Origin of the sequence: Streptomyces sp. NPDC053048 (assembly GCF_044547045.1) — a bacterium.
Lineage (GTDB): Bacteria > Actinomycetota > Actinomycetes > Streptomycetales > Streptomycetaceae > Streptomyces.
The window spans coordinates 165,784-184,211 of sequence record NZ_JBITZS010000006.1 but is presented as its reverse complement, the minus strand read 5'-3'; the positions used below and the strand labels follow the sequence as shown (position 1 = coordinate 184,211).

Below are 18,428 nucleotides of genomic sequence, written 5' to 3'. Positions count from 1 at the left end.
GATTCACCGAAGGAGAACCCATGCGATCGCAGGAGATATCCGCACGCCGGTACCGTCGGCCGTTCCTGGCGCCCGCCGTCACCGCCGGCGCCCTGCTGCTGGCGGCGATTCCAGGCACCGCCGCCCATGCCGCGCCCCCGCCGGGGCCGGACCACGCCCGGCACCGCTCAGGCGGCCAGCCGGCGGACTACGAGGAAGTCGACTGCGAGGGCCCGGCGTCCCACGAGGGTGACGTCTATACGCTGCCCCCCAAGACCGAGCCCCCGAAGAGCAACCCCGCCGGCCCCCCGGAGGGCCCCCGCCCCCACGCCCCGGACGGCACCCGCCCCCACGCCCCGGCGGGCGGACACCCCAAGACGCCGGAAGGAACGCACCCCAAGGCCCCGGAGGCCGCGCACCCCAAGGGACCGGAAGCCACCCAACCCAAGGCGCCGGAGGCTCACCCCAAGGCCCCGGAAGGAACCCACCCCAAGGCCCCGGAGGCCGCCCACCCCAAGGCGCCGGAAGGCACCCACCCCAAGGCCCCGGAGAGCATGCCCCCCAAGTCCCCGGCGGCCGCGTCCGCGCGGCACGGCAGCCTGCCGCACAAGTGGCCCAACAACATCCCGGACCGCGACGACGCCCTGCGCATGCTGGACGAACTGGACGTCAAGCCCCTCAACAGCAAGGGCTACGCCCGCAAGCACTTCGGCTCCGCCTGCTGGGTCCCGCACGGCAAGCTCCGGTGCAGCACCCGTGACCTCGCCCTCAGGCAGCAGTCCCTGGTGCCGGTGACGCGCGAGGGCAAGTGCCGGGTCACCGGCGGCCAGTGGCACAGCGAGTACGACGACAGGACCATGGCCGATCCGACGCACCTCGACGTCGACCACATCGTGCCGCTGCGGCACGCGTGGGGTTCCGGGGCGAGCGACTGGTCGGCCGAGAAGCGCATGGAGTTCGCCAACGACCTGACCGCCACCCCCCAGCTGATCGTGGTGTCCACCTGGAGCAACCGCCGCAAGGGCGACAAGGGCCCCGACCAGTGGCTGCCGCACGATGGCGCCCAGTGCCCCTACAGCAAGGCGTGGATCGCGGTGAAGGACTACTACGGGCTGAGCGTCACCAAGGCGGAGAAGTTCAAGCTCGAGCAGGTCCTGGAGAAGTGCGCCGAGGCGCCGACCGGCCGGCCGCCGGGAGCCTCGGAGCCGCGCGGCTAGAGAGCCGCCCGGCTCCCCGTACTCACGGGTGCGGTCGCGTCCGCCGCCTGTCGCGCGGCGGACGCGACCTGGTCGGCCGTCAGGACGTAGCCGGTCTCCGCGTCCGCGGTGGAGCGGGCGAAGACCACGCCGTAGACCTTGCCGGAGGTGGTCAGCAGCGGGCCGCCGGAGTTGCCGGGACGGACGGTGGAGCGCACCGAGTAGACCTCGCGGGTGGTGATGCCGTCGCCGTAGATGTCCTGGCCCTTGGCGCGCACCTCGTTGGCGACCGTGGCGGCCCGCAGGTCCAGCCCGCCGTTCTCGGGGAAGCCCGCGACGACGGCCGCGTCGCCGCGCTCGGCGCTCTTGTCGAAGGGCAGCACCGGCGCGGGCAGGCCCGGCACGTCGAGGACGGCCACGTCCGTCCTGGGGTCGAAGAGCACCACCTTCGCGCGGTAGGCCCGCCCGACGCCGCCGATCTTGACGGTCGGGTCGTCGACGCCGGCCACCACGTGCGCGTTGGTCATCACGTGCTCGTGGGAGAAGACGAAGCCGCTGCCCTCCTGGCCGCGCCGGCCGCCGCCGACGTCCGCCACGCCCTCGACCTTGACCACGCTCGTGCGCGCCGCCTGGGTCGCGGCGGGGGTGACGGCGTCGCCCGACGGCTTGGCCACGCTCGTGGCGGGCTCGCTCTCGAAGGGGTTGAAGACCTGCGGGAAGCCCGCTCCCGCCAGCGCGTCGGTGGTGCGGCTGAACCAGGTGGGCGCCTGCTCGGGCATCGACTTCTGGACCGCCCCCAGCACCGCCGACTCCTTGATCTCCCGAGTGAGGAGTGTGGAGTTCGCCGAGACCAGCACGCTCGCGGCCACCCAGCCCACCAGCAGCACGGCCAGCGAGCCCGCCGCCGCGCCGCCCACCCCGTCGACGCCCCGCACCGGCGCCCACGTCAGGCGCGAGCGCAGCCGCCAGGCGAGCCGCGCGGCCAGGGCGTGGCCCGCAGCGGCCGGCAGCAGCACCACCAGCACGGCGACGACCGCGGCGGTCACCGTCCCGGCCTCGAAGGGCCGCAGGGCGTACGGCAGCGCCCAGACGCCGAGCACCGCCCCGCCCAGGAAGCCGGCCAGCAGCACGGCACTGGCCACCAGCCCCCGCCGGTAGCCGGAGACGGCGTAGCCGACGACGACCAGCATCAGCAGCAGATCGATCAGGTTCAACGCGGAGCCCTTTCCTCAAGCACGCGCCCCCCGATCGCGCCCACAGCCGTGGACCTGTAAAAACGCGTGTACGAACGTCCACGGTTCCCATTCATGGCGAATTCATGGCGTACGCCACGGAGAGGCCGCTTCGCGATCCGGTGACCGTCGGTGCGCCGCCCGGCACCGGACCGCGCGGCGCCCCCGGGACTCCCACAGGCTCGTTCCCTACGATGGCGCGGTGACCAGTGACACCGCGACGCACGGCCGGCAGGGCCCTACGACGGACGAGCAGCCGCCCCCGTGGCAGCGCAGACTCCGCCGTTTCGGCTACGCGGGCCCCCGTCACGCGACGGCAGTGCCCGGCGTGCGCGAGCGGCTGGTGCCGCCGTACGCCGAACCCGGGACGCGGCTGTGGGCGGCGATGGGCGCGGGGCCGGCGGCGGCACGGGTGCTCGCCCGGTCCATGGGCTGGGCCGGGCCGCTGCTGGTGGCGCTGTTCGCCGGGCTGATGCGGTTCTGGCACCTGGGCAGCCCCAAGGCGGTCATATTCGACGAGACGTACTACGCCAAGGACGCCTGGGCCCTGCTGAAGAACGGCTACGAGGCCGACTGGGGCAAGGACAAGGACATCAACGACCGGATCATCGCCGGTCACACCGACGTCCCCGACGTCATCGGCTACGTCGTGCACCCGCCCGTCGGCAAGTGGGTCATCGGCATCGGCGAGTGGCTGCACGGGATGAACCCCTACGGCTGGCGCTTCATGGTGGCGGTGCTGGGCACCCTGTCCGTGCTGATGCTCTGCCGCATCGGCCGGCGGCTGTTCCGGTCGACCTTCCTGGGCTGCCTGGCGGGCGCGCTGCTGGCCGTGGACGGCCTGCACTTCGTGATGAGCCGCACGGCACTGCTGGACTCGGTGCTGATGTTCTTCGTGCTGGCGGCCTTCGGCTGCCTGCTGGTGGACCGCGACAAGGCGCGGGCGCGCCTGGCGGCCGCCCTGCCGGACGACCCGGAGGCGCGGCCGGACGCCGACGTCGGGGACCGTCTGCGGCTGGGGTGGCGGCCCTGGCGGCTGGCCGCGGGCGTGTGCCTGGGGCTGGCCTTCGCCACCAAGTGGAACGGGGCCGTCTATATCGCGGCGTTCGGGCTGCTGGTGGTGGTGTGGGACGTGGGCTCGCGGCGCGTGGCCGGGGCCCGGCGGCCCTGGCGCTCGGTGCTGCGGCGGGACGTGCCGTGGGCGTTCGTCTCGATCGTCCCGGTGTCGCTGGCGGTCTACCTGGCCTCCTGGACGGGCTGGTTCGCCAACAGCGGCACCTACAGCGAGACGACCGGCTGGCAGAAGAGCGGCTACTACCGGCACTGGGCGGAGACCGAGGGCGGCTACAGCCCGGACGGCTTCCTGGCCGGCGTCCTCAACCCGCTGCGCAGCCTGTGGCACTACGAGCAGCAGGTGTGGGACTTCAACACCAACCTCACCTCGCCGCACACCTACCAGTCCAACCCCTGGAGCTGGCTGGTCCAGTCCCGGCCGGTGTCCTACTTCTACGAGTCCCCCTCGCCCGGCCGGGACGGCTGCCCGGCGGACGCGGCCGACAAGTGCGCCCGCGAGGTGCTCGCCCTGGGCACGCCGCTGCTGTGGTGGGCCGCCTGCTTCGCCCTGGTGTACCTGCTGTACCGGTGGGCCCTGCGGCGCGACTGGCGGGCGGGCGCGGTGCTGTGCGCGGTGGCGGCCGGCTACCTGCCGTGGTTCATGTACCAGGAGCGGACGATTTTCGTCTTCTACGCGGTCGTCTTCGTGCCGTTCCTGTGCCTGGCGGTGGCCATGATGATCGGCGCGATCCTGGGGCCGCCCGGGTCCTCGGAGCGGCGCCGGGTGCTGGGCGCGGTCGGCGCAGGAACGCTGGTCCTCCTCATCGCCTGGAACTTCGTCTACTTCTTCCCGATCTACACCGGCCAGGCGATCCCGCTCGACGCGTGGCGGAACCGGATGTGGTTCGACACCTGGATCTAGCCGGATCACTCCCGTCTCATTCCGGCCATCTCGGACGCTGTTGTCCCTCCCGTCCCGTACAGTCGGTCCTGGTTTTGATCAAGTGATCCGAACCTGGGGGAGGGATGGCATATGCGCACTGGCGCGAAGATCGCCATCGGCGGCGTGACCGTCGCGGTGGTGGGGGCGGCCGGACTGGGGGCCTACAACCTGGTGGACGCCGTCGCGGAGGGCGGCGGTCCGGGCGGTGGCCGGACCAAGGCGGCCCCGACCGGGCCACCGACGGCGGGCGAGACCGAGAGAACCGCCCGCGACTTCCTCGCCGCCTGGTCCGCGGGTGACACCGCCAAGGCCGCGGACCTGACCGACGACGCCCAGGCGGCCGGCACCGCCCTGGCCGGCTACCGCGAGACCGCGCACGTCGAGAAGGTGACCTTCAAGCAGGGCGCGGCCAGCGGCACCAAGGTGCCCTACTCCGTCACCGCCGAGGTGGTCCTCGGCAAGCAGCGCTCCACCTGGACGTACGACAGCGCGCTGTCCGTCGTCCGGGGCCGCGGCACCGGACGCCCGCTCGTCGGCTGGCAGCCGGCCGTCGTCCACCCCGATCTCGCGCCCGGCCAGAGCCTGCGCACCGCCGCCACCGGGGCGCCGCCCGTCACCGTCACCGACCGCGACGGCGGCGAGCTCGACCCCAAGGCCTACCCCTCGCTGACCCACCTCCTGCCCGAACTGCGCAAGCGGTTCGGCGAGAAGACCGGCGGCGAGCCGGCCGTCGAGGTGCGGGCGGAGGCTCCCGGAGCCCCGGCGGGCACCGCTCCCCGGACGCTGCACACCGTCTCCCAGGGCAAGCCCGCCAAGCTGCGCACCACCCTCAGCGCCGCCGCGCAGCGCGCCGCCGAGTCGGCCGTCGGCCGGCACACCGACGCCTCCGTCGTCGCCGTCAAGCCCAGCACCGGAGAGATCCTGGCGGTCGCCAACGCCCAGAAGACCGAGTTCAACCCGGCGCTCAACGGGCAGACCGCCCCCGGCTCCACGATGAAGGTCGTCACCGCCGCCATGCTCCTCGAGCAGGGCAAGGCCGCACCGGGCAAGCCGCTGCCGTGCCCCAAGACGGCCACGTACGGCATGACCTTCCACAACGTGGAGGACAGCGAGAACCCCAAGGCCACCTTCGCCCAGGACTTCGCCGCCTCCTGCAACACCGCCTTCATCTCGCTCGCCGGGCGGATCGACGACGCCGCCCTCGCCGGCCACGCGCGCGACGTCTTCGGCCTCGGGCTCGACTGGAAGGTGGGCGTCGGCGCCTTCGACGGCAAGGTGCCCACCGACAGCGGCGCCGGCAAGGCCGCCGCGCTGATCGGCCAGGGCCGGGTGCAGATGAGCCCGCTCAACATGGCCTCGGTGGCCGCCACCGTGCGCAGTGGATCGTTCCGCCAGCCCTACCTGGTGGACCCGTCCCTGGACGACCGGCAGCTCGCCAAGGCCTCCCGCTCGCTGTCGCCGTCCGTCGCCAAGGACCTGCGCTCGATGATGCGGCTGACGGCCGTCTCCGGGACGGGCGCCAAGGCGATGTCCGGGCTCGGCGGGGACATCGGCGCCAAGACCGGCTCGGCCGAGGTCGACAACCAGGCCGCGCCCAACGGGTGGTTCACCGCCTACCGCGGCGACGTCGCCGCGGCCGCCGTCGTCCCGCGCGGCGGGCACGGCGGCGACTCGGCCGGCCCGCTGGTCGCGGCGGTCCTGCGCGCGGGATGACCGCGTGAGTCCGCTCGTCGCCGTCGCGGTGCTCCTCGCCGCGCTGACCCACGCCGCCTGGAACGCCATCGCGCACGGCATCAAGGACCAGCTCCTCGCCTTCACCCTGGTGGGCGGCGGGGGCGCGCTCTGCGGGCTGGCGATGCTGCCGTTCGTCCCGTCGCCCGCCGGCGGCGCCTGGCCGTACCTGGCCGGCTCCGCCGTGCTGCACGTGGTCTACCAGGCCCTGCTGATGCGCTCGTTCACGCTCGGCGACTTCGGGCAGATGTACCCGATCGCGCGCGGCACCGCGCCGCTGGCGGTCACCGCCCTGGCCGCGGTCTTCGCCGGCGAGCTCGCCGACGGGCGGCAACTGGCGGGCGTCGCCGTGGCCTCGGCGGGCCTGGTCGGGCTCGCGCTGTGGGGCATCCGCGGCTCGGGCACCCGGCCGCACTGGGCGGCGATCGGGGCGGCCCTCGCCACGGGGCTCGCCATCGCCGCGTACACGGTCGTCGACGGCCTGGGCGTACGGGCCTCCGGTTCCCCGCTCGGCTACATCGCCTGGCTGATGATCCTGGAGGGCCTGGCGATCCCCGCGTACGCCGTGGCCACGCGGCGCGGCCGCTTCCTGGCGGAGATCCGCCCGTTCGCGGTGCGCGGTCTGCTGGGCGGGCTGCTGTCGGTCCTCGCCTACGGGCTGGTGCTGTGGGCGCAGACCCGGGCGGCGCTCGCCCCGGTGGCGGCGCTGCGCGAGTCGTCGATCCTGGCGGGCGCGGCGATCGGCACGCTTTTCCTGAAGGAGCGGTTCGGCGGGCCGAGGATCGTGGCGGCGGGCGTGATGGTCGTCGGCATCGGCCTGATGCTCCACGTCGGCTGACAGGTCGTCATTCCTCCCCGCTGACGCGCCGCCGCACGGGTGAGGTTCGGCCACCGCGGCGACCGGATCGGGTATCCCTGGCATTTCGTGCCATATGGAGGGATACCGATTCCATGTACATCCGTCAGGCGCGCGTCCGTGAGGCGCTCGGCATCGCCACCGGCGCGGCCACCCTGATCGTCACCTCCGCCGCCACCGGCAGCACCCCGGAGGCCGCCGCTGCCGCGCCGCCCGAGCGGCCGCCCAACACCTTCACCATCGACCGCACCGCCCGCCTCGCCCCGGACGGCACCATCACCCTCACCGGCACCTACCGCTGCACCGTGGTGGCCCAGCCCGCCGGCACCGTCTACGTTGGCAGCAACATCCGCCAGGGCGGCATCACCCACGGAATCGGCGGCTCCGTCGCGGCCTGCGACGGCAAGGAACACCGGTGGCGCAACTCGGCCCTGCCCTACCGCACGCGCTACCGGCCGGGCCCCGCGCGCGCCGACGGCACGCTGATGCAGTTCAAGAAGGACAAGAGCGGGATCCCGCTGCCGCACTTCCTCGCCGTCGCCTCCGAGCGCGACGTCACGCTCGTCCCCGGACGGTAGGCGGGCTCCACGCGCGCGTGACCCTGCGAGGATGGAGGCGTGACTGGAACGCTCGTACTCGCAGGAACCCCCATCGGTGACGTCGCCGACGCGCCCCCGCGGCTGGCCGCAGAGCTGGCCGCGGCCGAGGTGATCGCCGCCGAGGACACCCGTCGGCTGCGCCGGCTCACCCAGGCCCTGGGGGTGCACACCACCGGCCGGGTGGTCTCCTACTTCGAGGGCAACGAGTCGGCCCGTACGCCCGAGCTGGTCGAGGCCCTGACGGGCGGCGCCCGCGTGCTGCTGGTCACCGACGCCGGGATGCCCTCGGTCTCCGACCCCGGCTACCGGCTGGTGGCCGCGGCCGTCGAGCGGGGCGTGAAGGTCACGGCCGTGCCGGGGCCCTCGGCGGTGCTGACGGCGCTGGCCGTCTCGGGCCTGCCGGTGGACCGGTTCTGCTTCGAGGGCTTCCTGCCCCGCAAGGCCGGCGAACGGCTCGGCCGGCTGCGCGAGGTGGCGGACGAGCGGCGCACCCTCGTCTACTTCGAGGCGCCCCACCGCCTCGACGACACGCTCGCCGCGATGGCCGAGGCGTTCGGCGCGGACCGCCGGGCCGCGGTGTGCCGGGAGCTGACCAAGACCTACGAGGAGGTCCGGCGCGGCCCCCTCAAGGAGCTCGCAGAGTGGGCGGCCGAGGGCGTGCGCGGCGAGATCACCATTGTCGTCGAGGGCGCCCCCGAGCGCGGCCCCGCCGAGCTGGACCCCGCCGAGCTGGTCCGCCGGGTGCGGGTGCGCGAGGAGGCGGGCGAGCGCCGCAAGGAGGCCATCGCGGCCGTGGCGGCGGAGGCGGGCCTGCCCAAGCGCGAGGTGTTCGACGCGGTCGTCGCCGCAAAAAATGCCGCGCAAGGGGATAGACCGTAAAGTAAAGGGCTGATCCTCAAAGCAAAAGCTTGGGCATGGCAGCCAACGCCGCAGGGCATGGAGTCGCCAAGTTTGTCCCAATTCGTGGGTCAGGCTGCTGCGCCGTCGAGGGGAAGGGCGTTCCCTGGTTGGGGGACGTCCGATCCCCGAGAGACTTGTCCAGCGGACAAGAGGAGCTGCCATGAGCGAGACCGCAGGAGCCTCCAGCGGAGCCCAAGCCGCCGGGCTCACGCGCCCCGTCGCCGAGCGGGCCGCGGAAGCCCCCGGCACGGCCCACGAGTCCTATGCCTTCACCTGCATGCGCTGCGCCCACGCGTGGGAGCAGTCGTACGAGATACGGCACCACGTCGACGCCAAGGGCGAGCCCTTCGTGACCTACCACGCCGACGGCAAGCGGGTGCCGTCCCCGCTGACCCGCCCGACCTGCGAGAACTGCGGCGAGCACGTGGTGCGCATCATGCGTCCCGGGCAGGTGGCCGTGATCGCCGACGCCCTGCACCTGCCCCGGCCCGACGTCGTGCCCCAGGCGACGACGGGCCCCCTGCAGAACGGCGGCTCCCACGAGCCGCGCGAGGGCCACTGGCACCTGTCGGATCTGTTCAAGCCCTTCCACTTCCACCGCAAGTGAGCCGCCCCCCGGGCGCTCCCTAGAATCGCGTCCATGAAGGACGCTCCCCCGCCGCTCCCGGCACCGCTGAACGTGCCCGTGGCCGACTCCCACACCCACCTGGACATGCAGGACGCCACGGTGGAGGAGGCCCTGGCCAAGGCCGCGTCCGTCGGGGTGACCACGGTGATCCAGGTCGGCTGCGACCTGGCGGGCTCCCGCTGGGCGGCCGGGACGGCCGCCGCGCACGACGCCGTCTGGGCGACCGTGGCCCTGCACCCCAACGAGGCCCCCCGCATCGTCCACGGCGACCCCGACGGCTGGTCCCGCCAGGGCGCCCGCGAGCCGGGCGGGCAGGCGGCCCTGGACGCCGCCCTCGCCGAGATCGACCGCCTCGCCGGGCTGCCGCAGGTCAAGGGGGTCGGCGAGACCGGCCTGGACTACTTCCGCACCGGCCCCGAGGGCATGGCCGCCCAGGAGTACTCCTTCCGGCGCCACATCGACATCGCCAAGCGCCACGGCAAGGCCCTGGTCATTCACGATCGCGACGCCCATGACGACGTCCTGCGGGTCCTGGAGGAGGAGGGCGCGCCCGAGGTCGTCGTCTTCCACTGCTACTCGGGCGACGCGGAGATGGCCAAGGTCTGCGCGGCCAACGGCTACTACATGTCCTTCGCCGGGAACGTCACCTTCAAGAACGCGCAGCACCTGCGCGACGCCCTCGCCGTCGCCCCCCTCGACCTGATCCTCGTCGAGACCGACGCGCCCTTCCTGACCCCCGCGCCGTATCGCGGACGGCCCAACGCGCCCTACCTCATTCCGGTCACGTTGCGCGCGATGGCCGAAACGAAGGGCGTCGACGAGAACGCGCTGGCCACGGCAGTCGCGGCCAATACCGCACGCGCCTTCGGATACTGACCCCCGAAATCGCGACACCGTGTGACTATGCGACTTTGGAGGGTGATGGCGGCTCCGCTACAGTCCCGGGCCTAGCCGGACCAGTGGAGTGTCGTGAGTCATGCACAGGGCAGCCCCCACGCTGCACCCCGCGCCGCGACGGAAGCGCCGCCGTACGACCCGTACGCGCCGCACGATCCGTACGGAACGCGGTACGGGCCGTACGAGGCCTGCCCGCCGCCGTACGCGCCGTACGACGCGTACGAGCCCTTCGGGCAGCACCGGCTCCCCCGGCAGGCCCCGCCCGCCTACGCGGAGCCGGACGCCCTCCACGGCGCCGCCCCGTACGTCCCGGCCCCGGCCGACCCCGTCCCGGACCCGTACGGCCTTCCCGCCCGCAACCCCTACGCGGTCGACATCGCGCTGCCCGACCCCGAACCGGAGGACGAGCCGCCCACCGGCGGCCGCGCCGCCGCCCGCAGGGCCGCCGCGGGCGAGCGCCGCAAGCGCTCCGGCAGTCGCGAGCGCGCCCGCGAGAAGCCCCGCGAACGGTCGCCCGAGCCGCTGCGCCGGCTGCTGCCGCAGGCCCTCGTCGTCGCCTTCCTCGCCGGCGGCACCTCCGCGTTCATCGCCAGCGACAAGGCCGTCCAGCTCAGCGTCGACGGCAAGCCCCGCACCCTGCACACCTTCGCCGGCGACGTCGAGGAACTCCTCGCCGACCAGGGCATGACGGTCGGCGAGCACGACATCGTCGCCCCCGGCCCCCACCACGACCTGGCCTCCGGCGACCGCGTCATCGTCCGCTACGGGCGCCCGGTCGCCCTGACCCTCGACGGCGAGCGCCGCGAGGTGTGGACCACCGCCCGCACCGTCGACGGCGCCCTGCGCCAGCTCGGCGTGCGCGCCGAGGGCGCCTACCTCTCCGCCTCCCGCTCCGCGCCCATCGGCCGCCACGGCCTGGACCTGGACGTGCGCACCGAGCGCACCGTCACCTTCATGGCCGACGGGCGCGAGCGCACCGTGCGGACCAACGCCGCCACCGTCCGCGAGGCCGTCGAGGCCGCCGGCATCACCCTGCACGGCCAGGACACCACCTCCGTCGACCCCGAGAGCTTCCCCCGCGAGGGCCAGACCATCTCCGTCATGCGCATCACCGGCGGCGAGGAGGTCCGCGAGGAGCCCATCGACTACGCCACCGAGCGCCGCGAGGACCCCTCGCTCTACAAGGGCACCGAGGTCGTCGCCCAGCACGGCGAGAAGGGCGTCGAGCGCGTCACCTACGCCCTGCGGACCGTCAACGGCGTCAGGCAGAAACCCAAGAAGATCTCCTCGGAGACCGTCAGACAGCCCCGCACCCAGATCGTCAAGGTCGGCACCAAGGCCCGGCCCACCTCGGTGCAGGGCGCGGACGGGCTCAACTGGTCCGGGCTCGCCCAGTGCGAGGCCGGCGGCCGGTCCCACGCCGTCGACCCCTCCGGCACCTACGGCGGGCTGTACCAGTTCGACGTCCGCACCTGGCACTCCCTGGGCGGCAGCGGCCGCCCCCAGGACGCCTCGGCCGCCGAGCAGACCTACCGGGCCAAGAAGCTGTACGTCAGCCGGGGGGCGAGCCCGTGGCCCGTGTGCGGCCGTAAACTTCACGGGTGAGCTCCAGCCCCAGCACAGACGATTCCGGCGCCCTCCTCGGCCCGGCCGACATCCGCGAACTGGCGACCGCCCTCGGGGTACGCCCCACCAAGCAGCGCGGCCAGAACTTCGTGATCGACGCCAACACGGTCCGGCGCATCGTCCGCACCGCCGAGGTACGGCCCGACGACGTCGTCGTCGAGGTCGGCCCCGGCCTGGGGTCGCTGACCCTGGCCCTGCTGGAGGCCGCCGACCGGGTCACCGCGGTCGAGATCGACGACGTGCTCGCCGCCGCGCTGCCCGGCACGGTCGAGAAGCGCCTGCCCGCGCGCGCCGACCGCTTCGCGCTGGTGCACAGCGACGCCATGCACGTCACCGAACTGCCCGGCCCGGCACCCACCGCGCTCGTCGCCAACCTGCCCTACAACGTCGCCGTGCCCGTCCTGCTGCACATGCTGGACCAATTCCCCAGCATCGAGCGCACCCTGGTCATGGTGCAGGCCGAGGTCGCCGACCGGCTCGCCGCCGCCCCCGGCAACAAGGTCTACGGCGTGCCGTCCGTCAAGGCCAACTGGTACGCCGAGGTCAAGCGGGCCGGCGCGATCGGCCGCAACGTCTTCTGGCCCGCCCCCAACGTCGACTCCGGCCTCGTCTCCCTGGTCCGCCGCGACAAGCCGATCGAGACGACCGCCACCAAGGCCGAGGTCTTCGCCGTCGTCGACGCCGCCTTCGCCCAGCGCCGCAAGACGCTGCGCGCGGCACTGGCCGGCTGGGCGGGCTCCGCCGCGGCCGCCGAGGCCGCGCTGGTCGCCGCCGGCATCTCGCCGCAGGCCCGCGGCGAGGCCCTGACCGTCCACGAATTCGCCGCCATCGCCGAGCAGAAGGGCGCCACCCGGTGACCGCCTCCGTCACGGTCCGCGTACCGGCCAAGGTCAACGTCCAGCTCGCCGTCGGCCCGGTGCGGTCCGACGGCTTCCACGACCTGGCCAACGTCTTCCTGGCCGTCGGGCTCTTCGACGAGGTCACCGTGCGCCCCGCCGACGCGCTGCGCGTCACCTGCGAGGGCCCGGACGCCGGCCAGGTGCCGCTCGACGCGGGCAACCTCGCCGCACGTGCCGCCCTCGCCCTGGCGAAGCGCCACGGACGCGAGGCGAACGTCCACATCCACATCGACAAGAACATCCCCGTCGCGGGCGGCATGGCGGGTGGCAGCGCCGACGGCGCCGCCGCGCTCGTGGCCTGCGACGCCCTGTGGGGCACCGGCGCCTCCCGCGAGGAGATGCTGGAGATCTGCGCGGAGCTGGGCAGCGACGTGCCGTTCAGCCTCGTCGGCGGCGCCGCCCTCGGGCGCGGCCGCGGCGAGCTGCTGACGCCCCTGGAGACCGGCGGCACCTTCCACTGGGTCTTCGCCGTCGCCGACGGCGGCCTGTCCACGCCCGCCGTCTACGCCGAGTGCGACCGCCTGCGCGGCACCGCGGCCGTCCCCGACCCGGAGCCCTCCTCCGCCCTGCTGGCCGCGCTGCGCGCCGGCGACGTGGCGGCCCTGGCCGCCGCGGTCGGCAACGACCTGCAGGAGGCCGCCGTCTCCCTGCGCCCCTCGCTCGCCGCGACGCTGGCCGCCGGCACCGAGGCCGGGGCGCTGGCCGCGATGGTCTCCGGCTCGGGCCCGACGACGGCCTTCCTCGTCGAGGACGAGGCGGCCGCCCGCAAGGTGGCCGACGCCCTGCGCGCCTCCGGCACCTGCCGCGCGGTGCGCGAGACCTCCGGCCCGGTGGCGGGCGCCACCGTGATCTGAGCCCGCCCCGGCACCGCCCTCCCCGACCGGGGTCCGGGGCGCCGGCGGACCGTGGGATCCTGGGGAGAGTCCCACGAAGCTAGGAGCGGCAGCGACATGGCAGCCAACCTCGTCAATCTGGAAGCCGTCGACAAGGTGTACGGCACCCGTGCACTGCTCGACGGCATCTCCCTCGGCGTGAACGAGGGCGACCGGATCGGTGTGGTCGGCCGCAACGGCGACGGCAAGACCACCCTGATCCGCATCCTCGCCAAGCTCGAGGAGGCCGACAAGGGCCGCGTCACCCACGCCGGCCACGTGCGCCTCGGCGTGCTCACCCAGCACGACTCGCTCGACCCGGCCGCCACCGTGCGGCACGAGGTCATCGGTGACATGGCCGACCACGAGTGGGCGGGCAACGCCAAGATCCGCGACGTCCTGACGGGCCTGTTCGGCGGCCTGGACCTGCCGGCCTTCCCGCAGGGGCTCGACACCGTCATCGGCCCGCTCTCCGGCGGCGAGCGCCGCCGCATCGCCCTCGCCAAGCTGCTGATCGCCGACCAGGACCTGATCGTCCTCGACGAGCCCACCAACCACCTCGACGTCGAGGGCATCTCCTGGCTCGCCCGCCACCTGCAGGCCCGCCGCTCGGCGCTGGTGTGCGTCACCCACGACCGGTGGTTCCTCGACCAGGTCTGCACCCGCATGTGGGACGTGCAGCGCGGCACCGTCCACGAGTACGAGGGCGGCTACAGCGACTACGTCTTCGCCCGCGCCGAGCGCGAGCGGATCGCCGCCACCGAGGAGGCCAAGCGGCAGAACCTGATGCGCAAGGAGCTCGCCTGGCTGCGCCGCGGCGCCCCCGCCCGCACCAGTAAGCCGCGCTTCCGCATCGAGGCCGCCAACGAGCTCATCGCCGACGTGCCGCCGCCGCGCGACAGCTCCGAGCTGATGAAGTTCGCCACCTCGCGGCTGGGGAGGACGGTCTTCGACCTGGAGAACGTCACCGTCCAGGCCGGCCCCAAGGCCCTCATCGAGCACCTGACCTGGCAGCTGGGTCCGGGCGACCGCGTCGGCCTCGTCGGCGTCAACGGCGCGGGCAAGACCTCGCTGCTGCGCACCCTCGCCGAGGCCGCCGCCACCGAGGGCGAGAAGCAGCCCGCGGGCGGCAAGGTCGTCGTCGGCAAGACCGTCAAGCTCGCCTACCTCTCGCAGGAGGTCGCCGAACTCGACCCCACCAAGCGGGTCCTCGAGGCCGTGCAGCAGGTCCGCGACCGCGTGGACCTCGGCAAGGGCCGGGAGATGACGGCGGGCCAGCTGTGCGAGAAGTTCGGCTTCACCAAGGAGAAGCAGTGGACGCCGGTCGGCGACCTCTCCGGCGGTGAGCGGCGGCGCCTGCAGATCCTGCGGCTGCTGATGGACGAGCCCAACGTGCTCTTCCTGGACGAGCCGACCAACGACCTCGACATCGAGACGCTGACCCAGCTGGAGGACCTCCTCGACGGCTGGCCCGGCTCGATGGTCGTCATCAGCCACGACCGGTACTTCGTCGAGCGCACCACCGACCGGGTGTTCGCGCTGCTCGGCGACCGGGCGCTGCGGATGCTTCCGCGCGGCCTGGACGAGTACCTGGAGCGGCGTCAGCGGGTGATGGAGGCGGCGGCCGCCGTTCCCGCCGCAGCCCCCGCGGCCGTCAAGGCCAAGCCCGCCGCCGACGCCCGCGCGGCCAAGAAGGAACTGCAGAAGATCGAGCGCCGCCTGGACCGCATCAGCGAGCAGGAGGCCAAGCTCCACGAGCGCATCGCCGAGCAGGCCACCGACTTCGAGGCCGTCGCCAAGCTGGACGCCGAGCTGCGCGAACTGGCCGGTGAGCGCGACGAGCTGGAGCTGCGCTGGCTCGAACTGGCCGACGACGCCTGAGCGCTGCCGAGGGGCGCACGGCGTGACGAGGGCTCCCGCGGGCGCGCAACAGTCTCGTCACGGGCCGGTCTCAGGTGGTGGATACGTCTGAGATCGGCCATTGGGGTGTCGGTGCCGGGTGGTAGAAAGAACACTCGCTCGCCTGCCGCACACTGGCGGGATTCGTGTCCTGGACCCGCGCGTAAAGAGGAAGCTGATGTCACAGCCGCCCCAGCCACCACAGCCACCGCAGGGCCCGCCGGTCCCGCCGGGCGGAGGCTTCGGCGCGCCACAGGACCCTCCCCCCGGCTTCGGCGCCCCGCCGCCCGCGGCTCCGGCCACGCCGCCGGCCCCGCCCGCCGGCCCGCCGACCGTCCCGGCAGCGCCGCCCGCCGCGCCCCCGCAGCCGCCGGCCCAGGCCGGCTACGGCTACCCGCAGACCCCGCCGCCCCCGCCGGGCGCGCCCGCCGGTCCGCCGCCGGCGCCGGGCGGTTACGGCTACCCGGGCCGGCCCGGTGGCGCGGCCCCGGGCCGGGCGGACATGCCCACCCAGGCCTTCGGCGCCGCCCCGCAGGGCCCCGCCCAGCCCGGCTACGGCTACCCGCAGGGCCCGCCGCAGCAGTACGGCATGTACCCGCCCACCACGCCCTTCCCGGGCGTGCCCGGCGGCGCGCCCGACGGCGGCAAGGCCCGGCAGAAGATGATGGTCGTCATCGCGGCCGTGGTCGCCCTCGTGCTGGTCGTCGGCGGTGGCGTCTTCTACTTCGTCACCAAGGGCGACGGCAAGGAGGAAGAGGCCAAGAACGGCGGCTCCAACAGCGGCCAGGGCACCGGCAAGCAGGGCGGCTCCGGCGGCGGTGGCAACGCCGCGCCCAAGACCGTCGAGGGCAAGCTGCTCTTCAGCGTCGAGCAGCCCAAGGTCGACGACCTGGTCAGCGTCAAGGGCATGTGGGTCAGCGACAAGGCCTTCGCCAAGGCCGACGTCTACAAGATCAACGGCTATGGCCTGTCCGGCGGCCCGAAGTGGGAGTACCCGCTCGACGGCGAGCTGTGCTGGGGCTCCAAGCAGACCAGCCCCGACGGCAGGATCGCGCTGCTGGTCAAGGACGGCAAGCCCAGCTCCGAGCACAAGTACGGCGGCCCCTGCACCCAGGTCGTCGTGCTCGACATCAACACCGGCAAGAAGGTCTGGCAGAAGACCGTCAAGGACGGCGACCGGGACGTCAGCTTCGACGAGGTCACCATCGGCGGCGGCACCGTCGCCGCGGGCGGTACCCGGGGCGGCGCGGCCTGGGCGCTGGCCGACGGCAAGGAGCTGTGGAAGCCCAAGCCGGGCGAGAACTGCCGTGACGACGGCTACGGCGGCGGCGGCAAGCTCGTCGCGGTCCGCCGCTGCGGCGACTACTCCAAGCCCCAGATGCTGGTGCAGACCCTCGACGCGGCCTCGGGCTCGGTCAAGTCCGAGTACAAGGTGCCCTCCGGCCTGCAGTACGTGCACGTGGCGTCCACCGACCCGCTGGTCATCGCCGTCGACGCGGGCGACTCCACCGGCAGCGCCGCCTCCGACTTCCTGGTGATCGACGACAGCGCCAAGGACGGCAAGCTGCGCAGCAAGATCTCCACGCAGAACGGCAAGTTCACGCCGAAGTGCCCCGCGACGGACGTCGAGGGCTGCATGCGACTGGCCATCAGCAAGGACACGCTCTACCTGCCCACCGAGGACCACCAGAGCGGCAACGCCCAGCAGGTCGGCCGGGTCAACGAGATCGTCGGGTTCGACCTGGCCACCGGCAACTCCAAGGGCAAGGCCGACGGCGTCGCCGGTTCCACGCTGGTTCCGCTCGGCCTGGACAAGGACGGCTACGCCATCGGGTACCAGGAGCCGACCTACAGGGACGGCGGCAGTGTGGTCCGGATCGATCCCAAGACGTTCAAGACCGATGTGCTGCTGAAGAATCCGGCCTCCTCGGCCGAGACCGAGCGCTCGATCTCGCCCTCCATCCACCAGGGCCTGTGGTCCCAGGGCCGGCTCTACCTGGGCGACAGCTACGCCAACAAGCCCAGCTCGTACAGCACGGGCAAGGAGTACCTCACCATGATCTTCGGCGGAAGCTGATAATGATCGTTTGACGAGCGGCTCGAGCCGTATCCCTGTCCATCGCGCGTACATGCCTGAACGATCCGTTTCAGTCGCGAAGTACACGTGATTGGCAGGGATTTCGGCATTCCGGGGGACTTCTCACCGGTAAGGGGCGCGGAACGTCGAACAAGCGTGTAGCTTCCGGGAGCAAGAGGGTGCCGGGGAGATGTACGCGGGGCGGCAGGCGGCGGCAGCGGGCGACAGGGGGGAAGCGCAAATGGGCGTGCGGCTCATGGTGGTCGACGACCACCGTCTGCTGGCCGAGGCCCTCGCCTCGGCACTGAAGTTGCGCGGCCACCGCGTACTGGCCGCGGCCGCGCCCAGCGCGGGAGCGGCCGACCTGGTGATCAGCCGCGCCCCCGAGGTCTGCCTGCTGGGCACGGCGTCCCCGGCCGAGCCGGGCGCCTTCGACCCGGTCGTCCGCATCAAGCGCGAGCGCCCGCAGGTCGCGGTCGTCGTGCTCGGGCCCGTGCCCAGCCCGCTGGGCATCGCGGCCGCCTTCGCCGCCGGCGCCTCCGGCTACGTACGTCACAACGAGCGCATCGAGGGCGTCGAGCGGGCCATGATGAAGGCCCGCGCGGGCGAGGCCGCCGTCGACCCGCAGCTGCTGCAGGGCTCCTTCGCCGAGCTGCTCAACCCCGCCGCCCAGCCCGACGACGAGGGCGCCCGGCTGCTGCAGCTGCTCACCCCGCGCGAGGTCGAGGTGCTCGTGCGGGTCGCCGAGGGCGAGGACACCCGCCTGATCGCGGCCGGCATGGGGATAGCGCCCAGCACGGCCCGTACGCATGTCCAGCGCGTCCTGATGAAGCTCGGGGTCGGCTCCCGCCTCGAGGCGGCGGCCCTGGCCGCCCGCACGGGCCTGCTGGACCGGGCCACCGGTGGCGGCGACCGCATCCCTCCGCAGCCCGGCCCGCCCCGGGGCACACCGGGCACGCCCTGACGGGTACGGCGCGCCGGTTTCGTCCTGGCGGGTACGACGCGACCGGCCGGCGCACACCGTTGACCGCGCTGTCGGGT

Annotated in this window: 15 protein-coding genes; 14 read left to right on the top strand and 1 reads right to left on the bottom strand. The window is 73.5% G+C overall.

Features of this window, described 5'->3' with window-relative positions; translation table 11 throughout:
* Positions 1-20 precede the first annotated feature (20 nt).
* The gene (locus ACIG36_RS17485) at positions 21-1,196 is read left to right on the top strand and encodes a DUF1524 domain-containing protein (RefSeq protein WP_399928079.1); all 1,176 of its coding nucleotides are present in this window, start codon (positions 21-23) and stop codon (positions 1,194-1,196) included.
* Here the strand turns inward: ACIG36_RS17485 and ACIG36_RS17480 are convergent.
* Entirely contained in the window at positions 1,193-2,389 is a 1,197-nt protein-coding gene (locus tag ACIG36_RS17480) for a MarP family serine protease (RefSeq protein WP_399928077.1), read from the bottom strand. The two genes, ACIG36_RS17485 and ACIG36_RS17480, sit on opposite strands and share 4 nt — an antisense overlap.
* Before the next feature lie 220 nt (positions 2,390-2,609).
* Here ACIG36_RS17480 and ACIG36_RS17475 point away from each other — a divergent pair, with 220 nt between their 5' ends.
* The 13 genes from ACIG36_RS17475 (at position 2,610) to ACIG36_RS17415 (ending at position 18,351) form a co-directional block, all read left to right on the top strand.
* Entirely contained in the window at positions 2,610-4,382 is a 1,773-nt protein-coding gene (locus ACIG36_RS17475; RefSeq protein WP_399928074.1) for a dolichyl-phosphate-mannose--protein mannosyltransferase, read from the top strand.
* Between the two features lie 111 nt (positions 4,383-4,493).
* Entirely contained in the window at positions 4,494-6,116 is a 1,623-nt protein-coding gene (locus ACIG36_RS17470) for a penicillin-binding transpeptidase domain-containing protein (protein ID WP_399928071.1), read from the top strand.
* Positions 6,117-6,120: 4 nt separating this feature from the next.
* Complete coding sequence (locus ACIG36_RS17465) at positions 6,121-6,972, top strand: EamA family transporter (RefSeq protein ID WP_399928068.1); 852 nt, start codon at positions 6,121-6,123, stop codon at positions 6,970-6,972.
* A gap of 113 nt (positions 6,973-7,085) precedes the next feature.
* Positions 7,086-7,568, top strand: a complete 483-nt coding sequence (locus tag ACIG36_RS17460; protein ID WP_399928066.1) for a DUF6299 family protein — start codon at positions 7,086-7,088, stop codon at positions 7,566-7,568.
* Positions 7,569-7,607: 39 nt separating this feature from the next.
* Positions 7,608-8,468: a 16S rRNA (cytidine(1402)-2'-O)-methyltransferase gene (rsmI, locus tag ACIG36_RS17455; RefSeq protein ID WP_399928063.1), complete on the top strand. Its 861-nt coding sequence runs from the start codon at positions 7,608-7,610 to the stop codon at positions 8,466-8,468.
* 181 nt (positions 8,469-8,649) lie between these two features.
* On the top strand, positions 8,650-9,096 hold the full coding sequence (locus ACIG36_RS17450; RefSeq protein ID WP_399928060.1) for a hypothetical protein: 447 nt from the start codon (positions 8,650-8,652) through the stop codon (positions 9,094-9,096).
* 33 nt (positions 9,097-9,129) lie between these two features.
* Positions 9,130-9,993, top strand: a complete 864-nt coding sequence (locus tag ACIG36_RS17445) for a TatD family hydrolase (RefSeq protein ID WP_399928058.1) — start codon at positions 9,130-9,132, stop codon at positions 9,991-9,993.
* A 93-nt stretch (positions 9,994-10,086) separates the two neighbouring features.
* A complete protein-coding gene (locus ACIG36_RS17440) occupies positions 10,087-11,619 on the top strand; it encodes a ubiquitin-like domain-containing protein (protein WP_399928055.1) in 1,533 nt (510 codons plus the stop codon).
* Entirely contained in the window at positions 11,616-12,497 is an 882-nt protein-coding gene (gene rsmA / locus ACIG36_RS17435) for a 16S rRNA (adenine(1518)-N(6)/adenine(1519)-N(6))-dimethyltransferase RsmA (protein ID WP_399928052.1), read from the top strand. Before ACIG36_RS17440 ends, rsmA begins: the two co-directional genes overlap by 4 nt.
* Positions 12,494-13,393 (top strand): 4-(cytidine 5'-diphospho)-2-C-methyl-D-erythritol kinase, encoded by a 900-nt coding sequence (locus tag ACIG36_RS17430; protein ID WP_399928049.1) that lies wholly within the window; start codon positions 12,494-12,496, stop codon positions 13,391-13,393. Before rsmA ends, ACIG36_RS17430 begins: the two co-directional genes overlap by 4 nt.
* Positions 13,394-13,489: 96 nt before the next feature.
* Complete coding sequence (locus ACIG36_RS17425) at positions 13,490-15,292, top strand: ABC-F family ATP-binding cassette domain-containing protein (RefSeq protein WP_399928046.1); 1,803 nt, start codon at positions 13,490-13,492, stop codon at positions 15,290-15,292.
* Between the two features lie 196 nt (positions 15,293-15,488).
* Positions 15,489-17,387, top strand: a complete 1,899-nt coding sequence (locus ACIG36_RS17420; RefSeq protein ID WP_399928043.1) for a hypothetical protein — start codon at positions 15,489-15,491, stop codon at positions 17,385-17,387.
* A gap of 241 nt (positions 17,388-17,628) precedes the next feature.
* Positions 17,629-18,351 carry a response regulator transcription factor gene (locus ACIG36_RS17415; protein WP_399928040.1) on the top strand — a complete coding sequence of 241 codons (723 nt, stop codon included), beginning with the start codon at positions 17,629-17,631 and terminating at the stop codon, positions 18,349-18,351.
* Positions 18,352-18,428 lie beyond the last annotated feature (77 nt).

Bases quoted from the DNA above. Each gene is read 5' to 3' on its own strand.
- ACIG36_RS17485 (WP_399928079.1), top strand. From the start codon at position 21: ATGCGATCGCAGGAGATATCCGCACGCCGGTACCGTCGGCCGTTCCTG.
- ACIG36_RS17470 (WP_399928071.1), top strand. From the start codon at position 4,494: ATGCGCACTGGCGCGAAGATCGCCATCGGCGGCGTGACCGTCGCGGTG.
- ACIG36_RS17460 (WP_399928066.1), top strand. From the start codon at position 7,086: ATGTACATCCGTCAGGCGCGCGTCCGTGAGGCGCTCGGCATCGCCACC.
- ACIG36_RS17450 (WP_399928060.1), top strand. From the start codon at position 8,650: ATGAGCGAGACCGCAGGAGCCTCCAGCGGAGCCCAAGCCGCCGGGCTC.
- ACIG36_RS17445 (WP_399928058.1), top strand. From the start codon at position 9,130: ATGAAGGACGCTCCCCCGCCGCTCCCGGCACCGCTGAACGTGCCCGTG.
- ACIG36_RS17425 (WP_399928046.1), top strand. From the start codon at position 13,490: ATGGCAGCCAACCTCGTCAATCTGGAAGCCGTCGACAAGGTGTACGGC.
- ACIG36_RS17420 (WP_399928043.1), top strand. From the start codon at position 15,489: ATGTCACAGCCGCCCCAGCCACCACAGCCACCGCAGGGCCCGCCGGTC.
- ACIG36_RS17415 (WP_399928040.1), top strand. From the start codon at position 17,629: ATGGGCGTGCGGCTCATGGTGGTCGACGACCACCGTCTGCTGGCCGAG.